17 protein-coding genes are annotated in these 15,962 nt (G+C 72.7%); 10 read left to right on the plus strand and 7 right to left on the minus strand.

Annotation, left to right across the window (positions count from 1 at the left end; translation table 11 throughout):
- Window positions 1-111 precede the first annotated feature (111 nt).
- The gene (locus F5972_RS06540; RefSeq protein ID WP_150932057.1) at window positions 112-771 is read left to right on the plus strand and encodes a response regulator; all 660 of its coding nucleotides are present in this window, start codon (window positions 112-114) and stop codon (window positions 769-771) included.
- Between the two features lie 82 nt (window positions 772-853).
- Here F5972_RS06540 and F5972_RS06545 read toward each other — a convergent pair whose 3' ends face one another.
- The gene (locus F5972_RS06545; protein WP_225311217.1) at window positions 854-1,225 is read right to left on the minus strand and encodes a response regulator transcription factor; all 372 of its coding nucleotides are present in this window, start codon (window positions 1,223-1,225) and stop codon (window positions 854-856) included.
- Window positions 1,226-1,511: 286 nt separating this feature from the next.
- Between F5972_RS06545 and F5972_RS06550 the strand changes: the two genes are divergently transcribed.
- Together F5972_RS06550 and F5972_RS06555 are read left to right on the plus strand one after the other, a co-directional pair.
- Window positions 1,512-1,718 carry a DUF5999 family protein gene (locus F5972_RS06550; RefSeq protein ID WP_150932059.1) on the plus strand — a complete coding sequence of 69 codons (207 nt, stop codon included), beginning with the start codon at window positions 1,512-1,514 and terminating at the stop codon, window positions 1,716-1,718.
- A gap of 13 nt (window positions 1,719-1,731) precedes the next feature.
- On the plus strand, window positions 1,732-2,229 hold the full coding sequence (locus F5972_RS06555; protein ID WP_150932060.1) for an ATP-binding protein: 498 nt from the start codon (window positions 1,732-1,734) through the stop codon (window positions 2,227-2,229).
- Here F5972_RS06555 and F5972_RS36965 read toward each other — a convergent pair.
- Complete coding sequence (locus tag F5972_RS36965; RefSeq protein ID WP_191910000.1) at window positions 2,226-2,393, minus strand: hypothetical protein; 168 nt, start codon at window positions 2,391-2,393, stop codon at window positions 2,226-2,228. The two genes, F5972_RS06555 and F5972_RS36965, sit on opposite strands and share 4 nt — an antisense overlap.
- Window positions 2,394-2,588: 195 nt before the next feature.
- On the opposite strand from F5972_RS36965, the gene F5972_RS06560 reads away from it, so the two are divergent.
- Window positions 2,589-4,706 (plus strand): ATP-binding protein, encoded by a 2,118-nt coding sequence (locus tag F5972_RS06560; RefSeq protein WP_150932062.1) that lies wholly within the window; start codon window positions 2,589-2,591, stop codon window positions 4,704-4,706.
- Between the two features lie 21 nt (window positions 4,707-4,727).
- Here the strand turns inward: F5972_RS06560 and F5972_RS06565 are convergent, their stop codons facing one another.
- Window positions 4,728-5,696, minus strand: coding sequence for a 4-epi-cubebol synthase (locus tag F5972_RS06565; RefSeq protein ID WP_150932065.1), 969 nt, complete (start codon window positions 5,694-5,696; stop codon window positions 4,728-4,730).
- 253 nt (window positions 5,697-5,949) lie between these two features.
- On the opposite strand from F5972_RS06565, the gene F5972_RS06570 reads away from it, so the two are divergent.
- Both F5972_RS06570 and F5972_RS06575 read left to right on the plus strand, forming a co-directional pair.
- The gene (locus tag F5972_RS06570) at window positions 5,950-6,855 is read left to right on the plus strand and encodes a proteasome assembly chaperone family protein (protein ID WP_150932067.1); all 906 of its coding nucleotides are present in this window, start codon (window positions 5,950-5,952) and stop codon (window positions 6,853-6,855) included.
- Window positions 6,856-6,870: 15 nt separating this feature from the next.
- On the plus strand, window positions 6,871-8,040 hold the full coding sequence (locus F5972_RS06575; RefSeq protein ID WP_150932069.1) for a Gfo/Idh/MocA family oxidoreductase: 1,170 nt from the start codon (window positions 6,871-6,873) through the stop codon (window positions 8,038-8,040).
- Between the two features lie 33 nt (window positions 8,041-8,073).
- Here F5972_RS06575 and F5972_RS06580 read toward each other — a convergent pair whose 3' ends face one another.
- Window positions 8,074-8,871 carry a tyrosine-protein phosphatase gene (locus F5972_RS06580; RefSeq protein WP_150932071.1) on the minus strand — a complete coding sequence of 266 codons (798 nt, stop codon included), beginning with the start codon at window positions 8,869-8,871 and terminating at the stop codon, window positions 8,074-8,076.
- Between the two features lie 238 nt (window positions 8,872-9,109).
- On the opposite strand from F5972_RS06580, the gene F5972_RS06585 reads away from it, so the two are divergent.
- Both F5972_RS06585 and F5972_RS37845 read left to right on the plus strand, forming a co-directional pair.
- The gene (locus F5972_RS06585; RefSeq protein ID WP_150932073.1) at window positions 9,110-10,414 is read left to right on the plus strand and encodes an SGNH/GDSL hydrolase family protein; all 1,305 of its coding nucleotides are present in this window, start codon (window positions 9,110-9,112) and stop codon (window positions 10,412-10,414) included.
- Window positions 10,415-10,448: 34 nt separating this feature from the next.
- Window positions 10,449-12,122 (plus strand): serine/threonine-protein kinase, encoded by a 1,674-nt coding sequence (locus tag F5972_RS37845; protein WP_225311218.1) that lies wholly within the window; start codon window positions 10,449-10,451, stop codon window positions 12,120-12,122.
- Window positions 12,123-12,176: 54 nt separating this feature from the next.
- On the opposite strand, the gene F5972_RS06595 is transcribed toward F5972_RS37845, so the two are convergent.
- Entirely contained in the window at window positions 12,177-12,617 is a 441-nt protein-coding gene (locus tag F5972_RS06595) for a hypothetical protein (RefSeq protein WP_150932075.1), read from the minus strand.
- 176 nt (window positions 12,618-12,793) lie between these two features.
- Between F5972_RS06595 and F5972_RS06600 the strand changes: the two genes are divergently transcribed.
- Window positions 12,794-13,363 carry a hemerythrin domain-containing protein gene (locus tag F5972_RS06600; protein WP_150932077.1) on the plus strand — a complete coding sequence of 190 codons (570 nt, stop codon included), beginning with the start codon at window positions 12,794-12,796 and terminating at the stop codon, window positions 13,361-13,363.
- Between the two features lie 177 nt (window positions 13,364-13,540).
- Here F5972_RS06600 and F5972_RS06605 read toward each other — a convergent pair whose 3' ends face one another.
- Window positions 13,541-14,680, minus strand: coding sequence for a serine hydrolase domain-containing protein (locus F5972_RS06605; RefSeq protein ID WP_150932080.1), 1,140 nt, complete (start codon window positions 14,678-14,680; stop codon window positions 13,541-13,543).
- A 61-nt stretch (window positions 14,681-14,741) separates the two neighbouring features.
- Here F5972_RS06605 and F5972_RS06610 point away from each other — a divergent pair, with 61 nt between their 5' ends.
- On the plus strand, window positions 14,742-15,197 hold the full coding sequence (locus F5972_RS06610; protein ID WP_225311219.1) for a MarR family winged helix-turn-helix transcriptional regulator: 456 nt from the start codon (window positions 14,742-14,744) through the stop codon (window positions 15,195-15,197).
- A 100-nt stretch (window positions 15,198-15,297) separates the two neighbouring features.
- Here the strand turns inward: F5972_RS06610 and F5972_RS06615 are convergent, their stop codons facing one another.
- Entirely contained in the window at window positions 15,298-15,951 is a 654-nt protein-coding gene (locus tag F5972_RS06615) for an HAD family hydrolase (protein WP_150932082.1), read from the minus strand.
- Window positions 15,952-15,962: the final 11 nt, after the last annotated feature.

The raw sequence follows: 15,962 nt of genomic DNA on the forward strand, positions 1-15,962 counted from the left end.
CACGTCGACGCGGCTCGTACGACCACGGCACGACCGCCCCCGATCGCCGCGGCGCGATCGAGGCACGGCCCTCGATCCGGGTGGCGGGCGCACGCGGAAGGCGGCGGAACGGTGGACGAGACTCCGAGGCGGGTGGTGCTGGCGGACGACGACGTCCTGCTGCGGGAGGGGCTCGCGAGCCTGCTGGAGCGCGCGGGGTTCGAGGTCGCCGGCCAGGCGGGGAACGCGTCCGAGCTGCTCGCCCTCGTCCGGGAGCACCACCCCGACCTCGCCGTCATCGACATCCGGATGCCCCCGGGACACACCACGGAGGGCGTCGAGGCGGCCAAGGTCATCCGCGCGGAGCTCCCCGACGTGGGCATCCTGCTGCTGTCCGCGCACGTCGAGGTCGACCAGGCGATGGAGCTGCTCGCGGCGGGCCACCGGGTCGGCTACCTGCTCAAGAGCCGGGTGACCGCGGTCTCCGACTTCGTCGAGACGCTCGAACGCATCGTCCACGGCGGCTCGGTCGTCGATCCCAGCCTGGTCGCGGAGCTGATCAACGCCCGCCGCCGGCACGATCCGCTGGAGGAGCTCACCCAGCGTGAGCGCGAGGTGCTCGCCCTGATGGCGGAGGGCCGCTCGAACGCGGGGATCGCGCACAAACTGTGGATCACCGAGGGCACCGTCGAGAAGCACGTGCGCAGCATCATGTCGAGGATGCGGCTGCCGGAGGCCGAGGACGACCACCGACGGGTTCTCGCGGTGCTCGCCTTCCTCGACGCCCGCTGACGCCGTACGGCGTGCGCCCGGACGAGCACGACCGCTTCTCAGCCGCGCGCACCTCGGCTCGACCGGGACCGGAACGGCCGGTTCAGGCGTCCGCTCTGCGCAGGATCTCGTCGATGGCCCGGCCCGACAGGCTCGGCTTGGACAGGAAGGCGAGAGCCGGGCTGGACGCGATCATCTCGGCGTAGTCCTGCTCGTCGTACGTGGAGATCAGGATGATCCGGGGCGGGCACTCCCCCGTTTCCGCGCGCAGCCGCGGCACCAGGTCGAAGCCGTTCTCCTCGCCCAGATCGATGTCGACCAGCACGAGATCCGGCCGGAGCTCCCGCAGGCTTCGCAGAGCCTCGGCCGTGGTCGACGCGACGCCCACGACGGCGATGCCGTCCGCCTCCAGCAGCAGACGGGCGGCCTCCTTGAAGTGATCGCTGTCGTCGACGATCAGACACCTCACGGGCACACAACCAGACTGCCATCCGGCCCCGCGCGCGTCATTGCAGGTAGCGGGCATCCCGGCATGCCGGGGAACACTCCCGCGATATGGGGGCTGCCCGCGCAGACACCGGGCCCTCCCCGCGCGATCGTGGGAAGGGTGAGCGGGCGACGCGCGAAGCCGGCGAGGTCACCCGGGACAGGAAGAAGGCGGCGATGCTGACCGACCGTCACGAGGCTCGGGCCGACGGGACCACCAGGCCGGGCCCTGCCCCCCGCGAACCCTCCGCATGGGAAGGATCGAGGTGACCCGCATGTGCCCGGACACGTGCCCGCACACTCCGCCGTGTCCGCCCGCGGACGCGCACGATCACGACGCTGCCCGGCTGGTGGCGTTCCATCCCGAGCAGGGGTGGGGCCTGCTCTGCAACGGCGTCGTGGTGTTCGAGGACACCGGCGAACTGCTGCCCGACGGCCGGAGCCGTCCCGCGCACCGGGCCCGCTGCGCGCCGGCCGCGTGAAGGCGGGGACGTCATGATGTGCTCGCTCGTCCCGTTGAGCAGGCGGCCCGACGACGATGTGCCGCACGGGCGGCCCCCGGCCACGGCGGACGCCGACGTGCCGCCGGTCCACCGCTCCTGCTGGGCCCTGCCCGCCGACGCGTCGTCCACGTGCCTCGCACGCCGGTTCGTCCGCGCCGAACTGGGCGACTGGTGCGCCGACGGAGACCGGGAGGTCACGGAGGTGGCCGAACTCCTCGTCAGCGAACTGGTCGCCAACGCCATGCGGCACGGGCGCGGAGCACCCCTCCTCACCCTCCTGCTGCTGCGGGACGACATCCTGCGCTGCGAGGTCGAGGACGAGGCCCGCGTCCCGGTCCGGACGCGCGGCACATCACCTCACGACCAGACGGGGCACTGCGACGAGGGCGGGCGGGGACTGCTGATCGTCGACACGCTGTCCCGCGCCTGGGGCGTGCGCCCCACCCCCAGGGGCAAGGCCGTCTGGTTCGAGCTCCCGGTGTATCCCTAGTCCCAGTGGGGCGGGCGCTCCTCGATCAGGTGGGAGACGTCGGATTCGGAGCGCCACTCGCCCCATCCGAGGTCGGTGTCGTCGCTCGTCTGGTCTGGCAGCACCGGCAGTCCCTCGTCGAAGAGGTCCACCGGACGCATGTCATCCGGATGCCGCACACTCACGATCTCAATGCTATCGGCTCCGGCGGCGGCCGTGGAAACGCCGATGGCGCCGCCCTGGAACTCCTTCCGGTGAGGGCAGGAACAACAGCCTCGCGGGCCTGCCGGTCTCACGCCCGTACGACCGGACAGCCGACGGCGGCGCGGGTACGATGCGGGAGCAGGGAGCACGCCGGACAAATCCCCCCGTGAGGCGGCATGACAGCGCCAGCAGGATGGCGGCAGGAGGGCAACCTGCCCGTGGAGCTCACCAGCTTCGTCGGGCGGACACGACTGCTCGCGTCGCTCAGGCAGAGGTTGCAGGAGTCCCGGCTCATCACGGTCACGGGTGTCGGCGGAGTCGGCAAGTCCCGCATCGCACTGCGTCTGGCGCATCAGGTGCGCCGACGGTTCAGGGACGGCGTCTGGTACGTCGACCTGGCCCGCCTGCAGGACCCGGCGATGGTCTACCACACGATCACGGCCGCGCTCGGCATCGCGGACCAGTCGCCGCGCGAGGGATCGGACACGCTCGCCGAATGGCTGGCCGAGCGGGAGATCCTGCTCATCCTGGACACCTGTGAGCATCTGGTCGACGCGTGCGCCCAGCTCACGGAGCACCTGCTCGGCACGGCGCCGCAGCTGCGGATCCTCGCGACCAGCCGTCGTTCGCTGTACTCGGCCGGAGAGCACACGGTGGCCGTGCCGCCGCTCTCGGTGCCCGGCGAGGGCCCGTCGGAGAACCCCTTCACCAACGAGGCGGTCGAGCTGTTCGGCACGCGGGCCTCCGCCGTGGTGCCCGACTTCGCGGTGGACGAGGACAACGTCGCGGCCGTCGCCGAGCTGTGCCGCCGCCTCGACGGCATCCCGCTGGCGATCGAACTGGCCGCCGTACGCCTGCGCACGCTGTCGGTCGAGCAGATCCTCACCCTGCTCGCCGACCGGTTCAGCCTGCTCGCGGGAGCCAGCCGTACGGCGCTGCCGCGGCACCAGACGCTGCGCGCGGCGATCGGGTGGAGCCACGAGCTGTGCGAGCCCGCCGAGCGGCTGCTGTGGGCCCGGCTGTCGGTGTTCGCCGGCGACTTCGACCTGGAGGCGGCCCGGCAGGTCTGCGCCGGCGACGCCCTGCCCGCCGGCCGGATCCTCGACGTGATCATCGGCCTGGTCGACAAGTCGGTCCTGCTGAGTTTCGCCACCCCGGCCGGGCAGCGGTACCGGCTGATCGACACGCTGCGGCAGTACGGCGGCGAGTGGCTCGACAAGCTCCGTGAGACGCAGGACCTCCGGCGGCGTCACCGCGACTACTATCTCCAGCTCGCCGAGCTCAGCGAGCACTCCTGGTCGGGCCCCCGCCAGGTGCACTGGTTCAGCCGGATGCGCCAGGAGCACGACAACATCCGGGTCGCCCTCGACTACTGCCTGTCGACGCCGGGAGAGGAACGCGTCGGCCTGGAACTGCTGTCGGCCCTGTGGTTCCTCTGGGTGGCCTGCGGCTTCGCCCGCGAGGGCGTGGTCTACCTGGAGCGCGCCCTCACGGCGAGCCCGACGCCGAGCAGGGAACGGTGCAAGGCGCTGTGGGTTCTCGCCTACATCCGCAGCGCCCAGGGAGACATGGCCGGCGCGCTCGCCGCGGCCGAGCAGTGCAGCACCGACGCGGTGCGGGTGGGCGACTCGGGCGCCGTGCTGCTCGCGACGAAGATGCAGGGCACCGCCGCCATGCTGCAGGGCGACGCGAAGAAGGCGACGGCGTTGCTCGGCGTCGCGATCGAGTTCCACCGGGGCGGCCGCGAGCTGAATCCGGGCCTGCTCCCGGCGATCGTCGAGCTGTCCATGGTGCTGCTCGCGCAGGGCGAGTTCGAGGAGGCGGAGACGCTGCTGACCGACTGCCTCCAGGTGTGCCAGGAGCGTGGTGAGCTGTGGCTGCGCTCCTACGCCTGGTACGTCACCTCCCTCGTCCACCGGGAGACCGGGCGGCGGGACGAGGCCCTGGTGGCGTGCAAGGAGGCGCTGCGCATCAAGCGGCGCTTCCACGACGTGCTCGGCATCGTCCTGTGCGTGGACAACCTCGCCCGGCTGGGCCTGGAGGCCGGTGAGCCGGAACGGACGGCGACCCTCCTCGGGGCGGCCCAGGCCAACTGGCGGACGTTCGGGCTGCCGCAGTTCGGGTCGCCGTTCTTCACGACCGAGCACGAGCAGTGCGTCAAGGAGTGCAAGAAGCTGGTCGGCGACGCCGCCTACGACGAGGCGTACGCCGCCGGGGCCCGGTTCAGCCTGGGTGACCTCGTCGAGTACGCGCTGGACGACCTCGACGATCTCGACGACCTCCCCGAGGACTGACCGGGCCGGTTGGGGTTGGGGTCACTGCCAGGCGGCGGCGTACCGGGAGCTGGTCAGCGAGTAGTCCACGCTGCCGCTGACCCAGAACTTCAGGCCCCGCACGTACGCGTCGACCGCGGGCGAGCCGAGCGCCTCGGTGGCGGGGGTCAGCGCCACCATGGAGGCGACCGCCTCGTCGCGCATGACGCCGATCCGGTCCATCGCCTCCTGGACGCCGCAGCCGGTGTGCCCGGCCAGCACGCTGACGAGGTTGTTGCGGATGTTCGCCTGTCCCCGCTCCTTGGCGTAGGAGATGAGGTCGTTGTCCCAGACGACCACGTCGTTGGCGTGCCCGGTCATCTCGTGAACGGCGGGGTGGAGCCACTCGTCCACCGTGAGGCGCTCCCCGGCGGCCACGTCGATCAGCGCGAAGACGGTGAGCATCGCGCCTGTCCTGCGGCGCATGAAGACGTAGTCGTCGATGGTGGGGAGCACGTCGTCCTCCCGGTTGGCGGCCTCCCACACCTGGGCGAACAGGTAGTCCTTGGTCGTCGTGCGCCAGCGGTCGAGCTGGTCGGGGGTGGCGTGGGCGGCGATACGGGCCCTGATGCCGAGCAGCGCCCGGGCGAAGACGTTCTCGACCACATCACCCCCTTCGGCCTCCTCCACGACGGTGTAGAGCTGGGGCAGGGCCCGGGCGATCTCGGCCGCCCGCCGGTCCGACTCGCAGTAGGCGTCGTCGAACGCGAAGAGCCACACGCACCAGTCGGTGACGAGCTGGCACAGCTCCCGTGAGGCGTACGGGTAGGTGCGGGCGCCGAGCCATCCGTACCGGGCGAGCCGGAAACGCTCGAGCTGGTCGCCGGCGATCATGCCGGAGGCGGCCAGCCAGGCCAGCGTGTCCCGGTCCACCGCGTCCACGTGGGGGTTCACCGCACGGGGGAAGGGGCAGGCGAGCGGGGGGATGCGGAGGGGGTGCCCACTGAGGGAATCCGCTTTCGCAGTAGCCATCCGACAAGGATGATCCCGCCGGTGAACACGGGCCACCCTTGCCCTGATTACGGACACATCGGGCAGCGATTCGGCGCGGCCGGTTCACACCGTTCCCGCTGAGCCGGTGCGCCCGGCGCACGGCCGGTCCTGCTCCGGGTCCGGGGTGCCTGTTGGACACCGTCCACCGATAAGGTCGCCGCAACCGCCGCGGAATCGACCGGGCACCCCGTAGGTTCAGTAGGTAAAGGCTTCGTGAGAAAGGCTGGGACACGTGTCCGACCCCACGGATCTCTATCGGCTCGACGGGGACCTTCCCGAGCTGACCGATCCGGTGCTGATCTACCACTTCGAGGGGTTCGTCGACGCCGGCGCGACGGGGCGGCTGGCCCTGGGGCACCTCCTCGCCGAGCTGGAGCACCGGGTAATCGCGACGTTCGACGTCGACCGGCTGCTCGACTACCGGTCCCGCCGGCCGGTGATGACCTTCGACACCGACCGCTGGACCGACTACGAGACTCCGGAACTGGCCGTCTACCTGACCCGTGACGTCACCGGCACCCCGTTCCTCATCATGAGCGGGCCCGAGCCCGACCGGGAGTGGGAGCTGGTCACCGAGGCCGTCGGCATGCTGGTGACCAGGCTCGGCGTCCGTACGCTGGTGACCGTGCACGGCATTCCGATGGGCGTCCCGCACACCCGGCCGCTCGGGCTGACGTCCCACGCCAGCCGCCCCGAGCTCGTCAACGGGCAGAACAGCCCGTTCGGGAAGGTCCGGGTGCCGGGCAGTCTCGCCGGGCTCATCGAGCTGCGTCTCGGGGCCAAGGGGCACGACGCCCTCGGCTACGCGATCCACGTGCCGCACTACCTCGCCCAGGCGGAGTATCCGCAGGCCGCCGTCACGGCCCTGGAGGCGATCACCCGCGGCACCGGGCTGGTGTTCCCCACGGAGGCCCTCCGGGACGCGGCCGAGAAGACCACCGCCGAGATCGAGGAGCAGATCGCGGCCTCCGACGAGCTCGCGGGCGCGATCCACGGCCTGGAGCAGCAGTACGACGCGTTCCAGTCGGGTGCCACGCGGGAGAGCCTCCTCGCGGAGGACACGCCCATGCCCACGGGTGAGGAGCTCGCCGCCCAGTTCGAGGCGTTCCTCGCCGAACGCGACGACCACGACGGTTAGAACCGGCCACCGCTCATGCCTTCCCCGCTCACTCCCTCGTCCGGCGCCGCCGACATCCGGGTCGGTCTCGCGGGCTTCGGCCCGGCCGGGTCCTTCTTCCACGCGCCGCTGATCGCCGCCACCCCCGGGCTGCGCCTGTCCGCCGTCGTCACCCGCGACCCCGGCAGGGCGGCGCGGTTACGCGCGGAGCACCCCGGAGCCGAGGTCGTCGCGTCGGCGGAGGACCTCTGGGACGCGTGCGACCTCGTGGTGATCGCGACGCCGAACCGCACGCACGTGCCGCTGGCGACCGAGGCGCTCAAGGCCGGTCTGCCCGTGGTCGTCGACAAGCCGCTGGCCGGCGCCGCCGACGAGGCTCGCGACCTCGTACGGCTGGCCCGCGACCGTGGCCTCATGCTGACGGTCTTCCAGAACAGGCGCTGGGACGGCGACTTCCTCACGCTGCGCCGCGTGCTGCCCGAACTGGGCGAGATCCGCCGCTTCGAGTCGCGGTTCGAGCGGTGGCGGCCGGTGCCCAAGGGCGGCTGGCGCGAGGCGGGCGGCCCCGAGGACGTCGGCGGCACGCTCTTCGACCTCGGCAGCCATCTGGTCGACCAGGCCCTGACGTTGTTCGGCCCGGTCGCCCACGTGTACGCGGAGACCGACGTCAGGCGGGCCGGGATCCGCAACGACGACGACGCGTTCGTCGCGCTGACCCACCGGAGCGGGACCCGGTCGCATCTGTGGATGAGCGCGGTGACCGGTCAGTTGGGCCCGAGGCTGCGGGTGCTCGGCTCCTGCGCCGCCTACGTCAAGTGGGGCCTCGACCCGCAGGAGGAACGCCTGCGCGCGGGCGAGCGCCCGGGTCCCGCCGACTTCGGCCGTGGCACGCAGCCTCGCGACGATTGGGGTACAGAGCCACGCGACCTCGGAGGCATGGAGCCACGCGGCAGTTGGGGCACGGAGCCGCCCGAGCGCTGGGGCACCCTTGGGGTCGAGGGCGACGTGCGCCCGGTCCGTACGGAGGCGGGCGCCTACCAGCGGTTCTACGAGGGCGTCGTGGCCTGCCTGCGCGACGGCGCGCCGCCGCCGGTGCCGGCGGAGGAGGCCGTCGAGACGATCGCCGTTCTCGAAGCGGCCCGGCTCTCCGCGTCCCTCGGCCAGGTGGTGCCCGTCCCCGCGCACGGTGACCGCCTCGGGGAGTGAGCCCGCCCGCCCATGACTCCGGTCCCGGCCGGGTCAGCCGCGGAGGCGGCCGTACAACGCCTCGGTGTCGGCGCCGGTCCAGCCGTGGGTGTGCAGCCAGCCGAGAGGGCCGCCGAACCGGTCGTCCAGGGTGGACAGGAGCTGGGCCATGTACTCGGGCCGCGGCCGGTGACTGTCGGCCGGCTTGCCGTCGAGGTCGGCGCGGTAGGTGGAGCTGGCCCGCAGGCGGGCGAGGATGCCCTCCAGCCGCTCCCCGGTCGCGACGTAGTCGCCGATGATCGCCTCCCGGGTGGCCCCGGCGACGGCCAGGGCCAGCGCGCAGACCACCCCGGTGCGGTCCTTGCCCGCCGCGCAGTGCACCACGGCCGCGCCGTCGTCGCGGGCGAGCACCCGCAGCGCGGCCACCACGGAGTCGGGCCGGTCGCGCAGGTAGCCGTAGTAGTAGCCGGTCACCCGCAGTTCGGCGAGGTCCTCCTCGCTCCGCTCGTCCTGCCACGGCAGCGCCCTGTCGTCGATGGTGTCGGCCTCGACGTCGGTGAACCGCCCGCCCTCCGCGAACAGGCTGTGATGGTGTACGGCGACCTCCGGCAGGCGGGTCAGGGGGCCGGGCCCCTCCAGGCGCACCTCCGTGCCCGACCGCAGGTCCACGACGTGCCGCAGCTTGATGTCGCCGACGAGCAGCGCGACGTCACGGGTGGTGAGGCCCTGCAGGTTGTCGGCCCGCAGGATCCGGCCGGGCGCCGTGGTCCCGCCGTCCTCGGTGGGGAGCCCGCCGAGGTCCCGTACGTTCGCCGCGCCCTCGAGAACGATCCAACGCTTGTGTGCATTCATCATTCCGAGCCTATCCGCCCCTCTGTGACGGAAGAATGTGGGCAGAGTGAAGGTCCGAAACCCCCTCGGTGACCGGGACGGCGCCGGTGATCACTCGTACCCGTCAAGTTCTCCCCCGGACTTCGGCAAAGACCCGTAATGTAGGGCGGCGCGCATGCTCTACGATCAACGGTTCCGGCGGCCGATCGCCCGCCGCCGTCGACCCGCCCAGGCAGCCCGACCCACTTGGAGGACCCGGATGGCACGGCCGGCTCACCGGTTGACCATGGCCGCTCTTGCCCTCGCCGTAACCGGCGCGACCACCGCGCTCCCCACGGCACCGGTCCACGCGGAGTCTCCGGCGACCGCGAACGCCCTGGCGAACGCCACGGCCGCGGCCTCGTCCGCGGCCTCGTCGTCGGCTTCGTCCGCGGCCTCGCGGCGGAAGGGAGACACGCCCGTCCGGCCACGCCTGGTGGGCGCCTGGACCACCTCGACCGACCGCGTGGTGGCGGCCCTCGGCGGGCAGACCGTGCGGATGGTCGTGCGCGTGAGCGCCGGCGGCGGCGGAACGCGCCTGCGCCTGTCCAACGTGTTCGGGACGGCTCCGGTGACCTTCGCCCACGTCCATGTGGGCGTCCAGGCGTACGGCGCGGAGATCCTCACCGGCACCAACCGGCAGGTCACCTTCGGCGGCCGGAAGTCGGTGCGGGTGCCGGCCGGGCGGGCCGTCTGGAGCGATCCGATCCCGGGCCGGATCGTCGCCGGCTCCGCCCTGGTCGTCAGCCTCTATCTGCCGGGCACGGTCAGCGGAATCACCGGGCACGAGCGCGCCTACGCCACGACGTTCCTGTCCGACCCCGGCGACCACGCGGCGGAGGAGACCGCCGACGGCTTCACCTACACCAGCACGCAGTGGTACTTCCTGGACCGCATCGCGGTCGAGACCACGTCGAAGGCGGGCTCGGTCGTCGCCTTCGGCGACTCGATCACCGACGGCGCGGGCCAGAACACCGACGCCAACCGCCGCTGGACCGACTACCTGCGGCAGCGCATGGCCCGGGTCTCGCCGTCGCGACGGATGCCGGTGCTCAACGCGGGCATCTCCGGGAACCGGCTGCTGCACTCCGGCGTCGGCCCGAGCGGTCTCAGCCGGTTCTACCGCGACGCCCTCACCCAGCCCGGCGTACGGACCGTCGTCGTGTTCATGGGCATCAACGACATCTCCCGGGGCGAGTACACCTCGATCAAACCCCTCGCGTACGGGTACAAGCGGCTGATCCGCCTCGCGCACGCCCGCAAGATCAAGGTGGTGGGCGCCACGCTCACCCCGTTCTACGGTTTCGGCACCTGGACGCCGGAACGCGAGGACGTCAGGCTGCGGCTCAACCAGTGGATCCGCACGAGCAAGGCGTTCGACGGCGTCCTCGACTTCGACAAGGCCGTGCGCGACGCCGAATTCCCCGAGCAGCTCGCCGCGTCGTACGACTCGGGCGACCATCTGCACCTGAGCGACGCCGGCCGGCGCAAGCTCGCCTACACGGTGAACCTCAGCGCCCTGTGACCCGGATCAGTCCAGGGGTCGCTACGGTTTGACCATGCTTGCCCCCCTTGAGCCAGAAGACCCGCGCACGCTCGGCGGGTTCCGCCTCGGCGGCCGGCTCGGCGAGGGCGGCCAGGGCGTCGTCTACCTCGGCCATGGGCCGGACGGCGAGCGGGTCGCGGTCAAGGTGCTCAAGACCGGGCTCGACCCCACGGTGCGCGAACGGCTGGCCCGCGAACTCGACGCCATGCGCGGCGTCGCCCCCTTCTGCACGGCCAAGGTGATCACGGCGGTCGTCGAGGGGAGCCGGCCGTACATCGTGAGCGAGTTCGTCGACGGCCCCTCGCTCCAGCAGCGGGTGGCCGCCTCGGGCCCGCTGCGCGGCGGCGACCTCGACCGGCTCGCGGTGGGCACGGCGACCGCGCTCGCGGCGATCCACGCCGCGGGGATCGTGCACCGCGACTTCAAGCCGGGCAACGTGTTGCTGGGACCGGACGGCCCGCGAGTGGTCGATTTCGGCATCGCCCGCCAGGGCGAGAGCCAGACGATCACGGCGGGTCCGGTGGGCACCCCGGCCTACCTGGCGCCCGAGCAGATCGCCGGGCAGCCGGCCACGCCCGCGTCCGACGTCTTCGCGTGGGGAGCCACGATCGTCTACGCCGCCACCGGCCGCGCGGCCTTCGGCGCCGACAACGTCGCCGCCGTGCTGCACCGGATCATGACGGCCTCCCCCGATCTGACACCGTTGCCGCCGTCGCTGCGGGCGCTGGTCGAGCGGTGCCTGGCGAAGGATCCCGCGCCCCGGCCGTCCGCCCGCGACCTGCTGCTCACACTGGTCGGCGGCGCGCCCGACCCGATGCGCGCGGGCGCCGCCGTGAGCGGCGGAGCCGCCCCGGCCGCCGGCGGCGACCCGTACGGAACGCTGCCGCGCCCGCCCTACGGCGCGCCAGAGCCCGGACCGACAGGGCCCGGAGCAGCGGGGACCGGAGCGGCGGGGACCGGAGCGGCGGGGACCGGGGCAGCGGGGACCGGGGCAGCGGGGACCGGGGCAGCGGGGACCGGAGCGACAGGGCCCGGAGTGGCAGGGCCTGGAGCGGCGGTCACGTCTCCCGGCGGCGCGGCCCGCGAGGGCTCGCGCGCCCGCCTCCTGGCCGGGGCGGGCACGGTCGTGGCGGCGCTCGGGATCAGTGCGGCCCTGCTGGTCCCGCGCCTCGCCGCCGCGCCTGACGGCACCTCCCCGGCCACGTCCACGAGCCCGGCGCCGACGAGCGGCACGACAGGCGCGTACCCCACCGGCACGGAGCCGACCGGCACTCCGGCGACCGGCGCGGAGACGACCGCCTCGCCCGGAGGCGGCTCCACGCCGCCCTCTCCCCCTGCCACCACCACGACGGTGGCCGTCATTCCGGCCGCGTTCGCGGGCAAGTGGCAGGGTCACATCGCGCCCGACACCCCGCTGATGGGCGAGTACGACATCGAGATCGAACTGCGGCGAGGCGAGAAGACGGGCAGGTGGAAGGAGCCGGCGAACTCCTGCGAGGGCACGCTGCGGCTGACGGGAGGGCTCACGGGGGGCTCCGGTCCCGCGCTGACCCTCCGCCTGGAGGACGTGGCCGGCTGCGTGCCGGGCGACGTGGTGCTCACCCGGAAGGGCGACGCCCTCGCCTACCGCCACAGCGACGACGCCAAATTGTTCACCTACACCGGCGACCTCACCAGGAATGACTAGTATCCATCCACCTGACAAAAGGTCGTCTTGGCGACGCCCCGTACTTCATGGGCGTCAGGTGGGACGCCGCCTGTGGGTGAAATGCCTCCACAGGGCGTACACGACGATGGCCGCGCCGGCGAGGACGAAGACGGCCGCGTCCTGCCACGCGTGGGAGTCCTCCGGGGCGTAGGCCCTGCCGTCGGCGTAGCGCGCCTTCACGCGGTCTCCGAGCCGCGGATCGCTCCCGAGGTCGTCCGTCTCCACCGTCGCCACGCGGGTGCGTCCGTCGTCGGAGACGAAGGAGCCGGTGTAGCGGCACCCTGCCTTGCCGCAGGTGCGGGAGGCGAGGGTGAGGGTGCCGACCATCCCGCCGCCGTGGGCCGCCTGGTAGGCCGAGGTTGTCCCTCGGGCGCTCATTCCCATGATGAACAGGCCGAACAGGACCAGAATGAGGGTGGCGCGGCGTCTGCCGGCCGCCGATTTTCCGGCATCGTCGCGGTCGCCGTTGTCCACGGCGCGACACTACTAGCCGCCTTTCCGGTGTGAGCCGATTTCGGGCCGATTCGCCCACGGCCGTGAGCGGAGCGCCGGCGAGGGTTTCGACAAGCGGGAGCTCCTACCGGCCGTGACCGGTGTGAGCGGCGGGACGCGGGGTAGTCGCGAGGGCGTCCACGCACGGGAGGAAACCCATGGCAACCGACGTCATCGGCCTGATCAAAGAAGATCACCGAGATGTGGAGTCGCTGTTCGCGCGGCTCCAGAAGATGCCGGAGAACCGTCCGGCTCTGCTCGCGGAGCTGGCGGCGAAGTTCATCGCCCACAGCGAAGGCGAGGAGGACGTGGTCTATCCCCTGCTCGCCCGGCGGCGGCCGGAGGAGAAGGAAGAGGTCCACCACGGCGCCGAGGAGCACCACGAGGCCGAGGAGATGCTCTCGCAACTGCTGGAGGCCGACCCGGAGAGCACGGAGTTCGACACCCTGCTCCAGGAGCTCGTGAAGGCGGTCACCCACCACGTCGAGGAGGAGGAGAACGACATCCTCCCCATCCTGGAGCAGGCCGTCTCCCTGGAGGAGCGGGTGCGGGCGGGCAAGGCCTTCAGCAGGCGGAAGGCCGAGGTGCTGGCCAAGCCGATCAAGCCGCGCTCCCGCACCAAGGAGGAGCTGCTGCACCAGGCCAAGGAGCTGGAGCTCGAGGGCGCGTCCGGAATGACCAAGGACGAGCTCGTCGCCGCGATCAAGCAGAAGAAGCAGCAGGGCTGAGCCCTCCCGTGTCCCGCCGCCGACCGGCCCGGAGGTCCTCGCCGCTCTCGCCCTCGCCTGAAGCAGATGCTCACCGATGGCTCGGGCGAGGCGCCGGTCCCTGACGTGCCGGCCCGGCGGCCCGGGCTCCCCGGCCCCGCGTGCCGGCCCGGGGGCCGGGGGTCGTGCCGGGGCCGGTCACAGGCAGGCGTACAGGGCCGCGACGAGGGGCTCCCACCGCGGGTCGGGTCCGGCAGGGCTCGTGATGAGGTGGCTGGGCGTGTAGGCCAGGGCGATGCCCGCGTCCGGATCGCCGAAAGCGAGCGCGCCACCGGATCCGCTGTGGCCGAAGGCGCGCGGGTCCGGCGCGAACGGCCGGATCTCGCAGGGCAGCATGTAGCCGAGGGCGAACCTGGTATCGGCGAGCAGCACCTCGTCGCGCCCCTCGCTGCGCGGCTCGACGGCCCGGCCGAGCACATCCGCGCTCAGGATCTCGCCCACCACGAGCCGGCCGTACAGGGTGGCCAGGGCCCGTGCGTGCGCATGTCCGTTGGACGCGGGTATCTCGGCGGAGCGCCAGCGCGCGGTGTTGACCAGGCCGGGCGTGAGCTGCTCCGGCGGGTTGCAGAAGGCCTTCATGGTGATCGAGCCGGGATCGGCCATGGCCGACGCCAGCGCCGGCGCTGCGGCGCCCTGCCCGCCCTCCTGCCCACCCTGCCCGGCCTCCTCCGGGGCCGCCTCCGGGGGCGCCAGGTACGCCGCTCTGCCCGCCTGGGCGGCGGGCAGGCCGATCGACAGGCCGGGTACGCGCAACTCGTCGCGGACCAGATCACGCACCGGCCGTCCCCCGATCCGGCGCAGCACCTCTCCGACGAGCCAGCCGAAGGTCACCGCGTGGTATCCGTGCCGCTCGCCGGGCGACCACCACGGGGTCTCCGCGGCGAGCGCGCCGGTCATGGCGTTCCAGTCGAACAGCGAGCCCGGCGGCAGAGTGCGGCGGACGGCGGGCAGCCCCGACCGGTGCGCCAGCAGGTCGGCGACGGTGGTCGGGGTGGCGAAGCCCGGCCAGTAGCGGGCCACCGGGGCGTCGAGGTCGAGCAGCCCGCGCTGGGCGTACAGGTGCGCGAGCGTCGCGAGCACGCCCTTGGACGCGGAGAACACGTTGACGACCGTGTCGCGCTCCCAGGCACGGTGGCCGTCCCGGTCGGCCGTGCCGTGCCAGAGGTCCACCACCAGGCGCCCGCCCGCGTACACCGCGACGGCGGCTCCGCCCGGCCGCCCCTCGCACACCTGCCTGAACGCCTCGGCGACGGGCCGGAACGCCGGATCACACCACATCACAGCTCCAATTATTCAACCATGGTTGCGAAACCTAGGTTGAGTATTTGAGGATCATCCCGTGGTGTCAAGTGACCTGACCCTGCTGTTCGCCGCCCTCACCGCGGCCTGCGACGCCGAGGTACGCGCCCGGATGGCCGCGGCCGGGCACGACCGGGTGCGCACGGTGCACGGATACGTGTTCCAGCACCTGCTCCAGGGGCCCGTACGGGTCTCCGACCTGGCCGGGCTGCTCGGCATGACCCCCCAGGGCGCTTCCAAGGTGGCGGCCGAGATGGAACGCGTCGGCTACGTCGCGCGCCGCACCGATCCCGGCGACCAGCGGGCGCGGATGATCGAACTCACGCCGTACGGCCGGGCCGCGATCGAGGCGGGCCGCGCCGCCCGCGCCGAGGTGTCCGCCGGGATGCTCGGCCTCCTCGACGCCCCGGAGGAGTTCCTGGCGTCGCTCGACCGGCTCGCCCGGGAGACCGGCGCCCTGAACGACCTGCTCTCCCGCCGGCTCCGTCCCCAGTGATGACATCCTCCCGCCCGCTGTGCCGGATAGGCGGAACGACCACCGGCCACGCCAGGCCGGAGACACCGGGGACGGGCAGGCGTACGGCGCGGCGGCCGGGTCAGGTGAGCGTGGGGACCAGGTGGACGAGGTCGGCGAGGCCGTCGACGACCAGGTCGGCGCGGGCGGCCTCGGGGCGGGCGGCGTGCAGGTGGCCCCAGGGGCCCCGGCGCAGCAGGGCCGTCCGCATCCCCGCCGCCGCGGCCGGGAGGACGTCGTTGTCGAGGCGGTCGCCCACGTAGAGGATCTCCCCCGGCTCGTGCCCGCACACGGCCGCGACCTTGGCGAAGAACGCGGGGTCGGGCTTCTCCACGTTCCAGGCGGCGGAGGTGTGGACCCCGTCGACCGGCAGGTCCATCGCGACCAGCGCGTCGTAGGCCTGGGGCGGCTGGTTGCCCGCGACGACCAGGTCGTACCCCGCCGCGCGCAGCTCCGCGAGGCCGTGCCGGACGTCGGGGTACAGGTCGTCGGCGTCGAAGTTCTCGCGCAGCCCGGCCGGGTCCTCGCGCCGCCACGACTCGATCTCGGCCTCGACGTCGATTCCCGGCCTGACCAGCTCGAACGCCTCCCGGTGGCTTCGGTCGAGGGCCGCCATGCCGCCGAGGACGCCCATGAAGGTCAGGCGCGGCACGCCCAGCCGGTCGGCCCACCGCGACCAGATCCGGGTCTCGTCGATGAGCGTCTCCCCCACGTCGAACACGAGCGCCCGGACCATGACCATCCCAT

The sequence above is a fragment of the Microbispora cellulosiformans genome, assembly GCF_008728085.1.
Classification (GTDB): domain Bacteria; phylum Actinomycetota; class Actinomycetes; order Streptosporangiales; family Streptosporangiaceae; genus Microbispora; species Microbispora amethystogenes.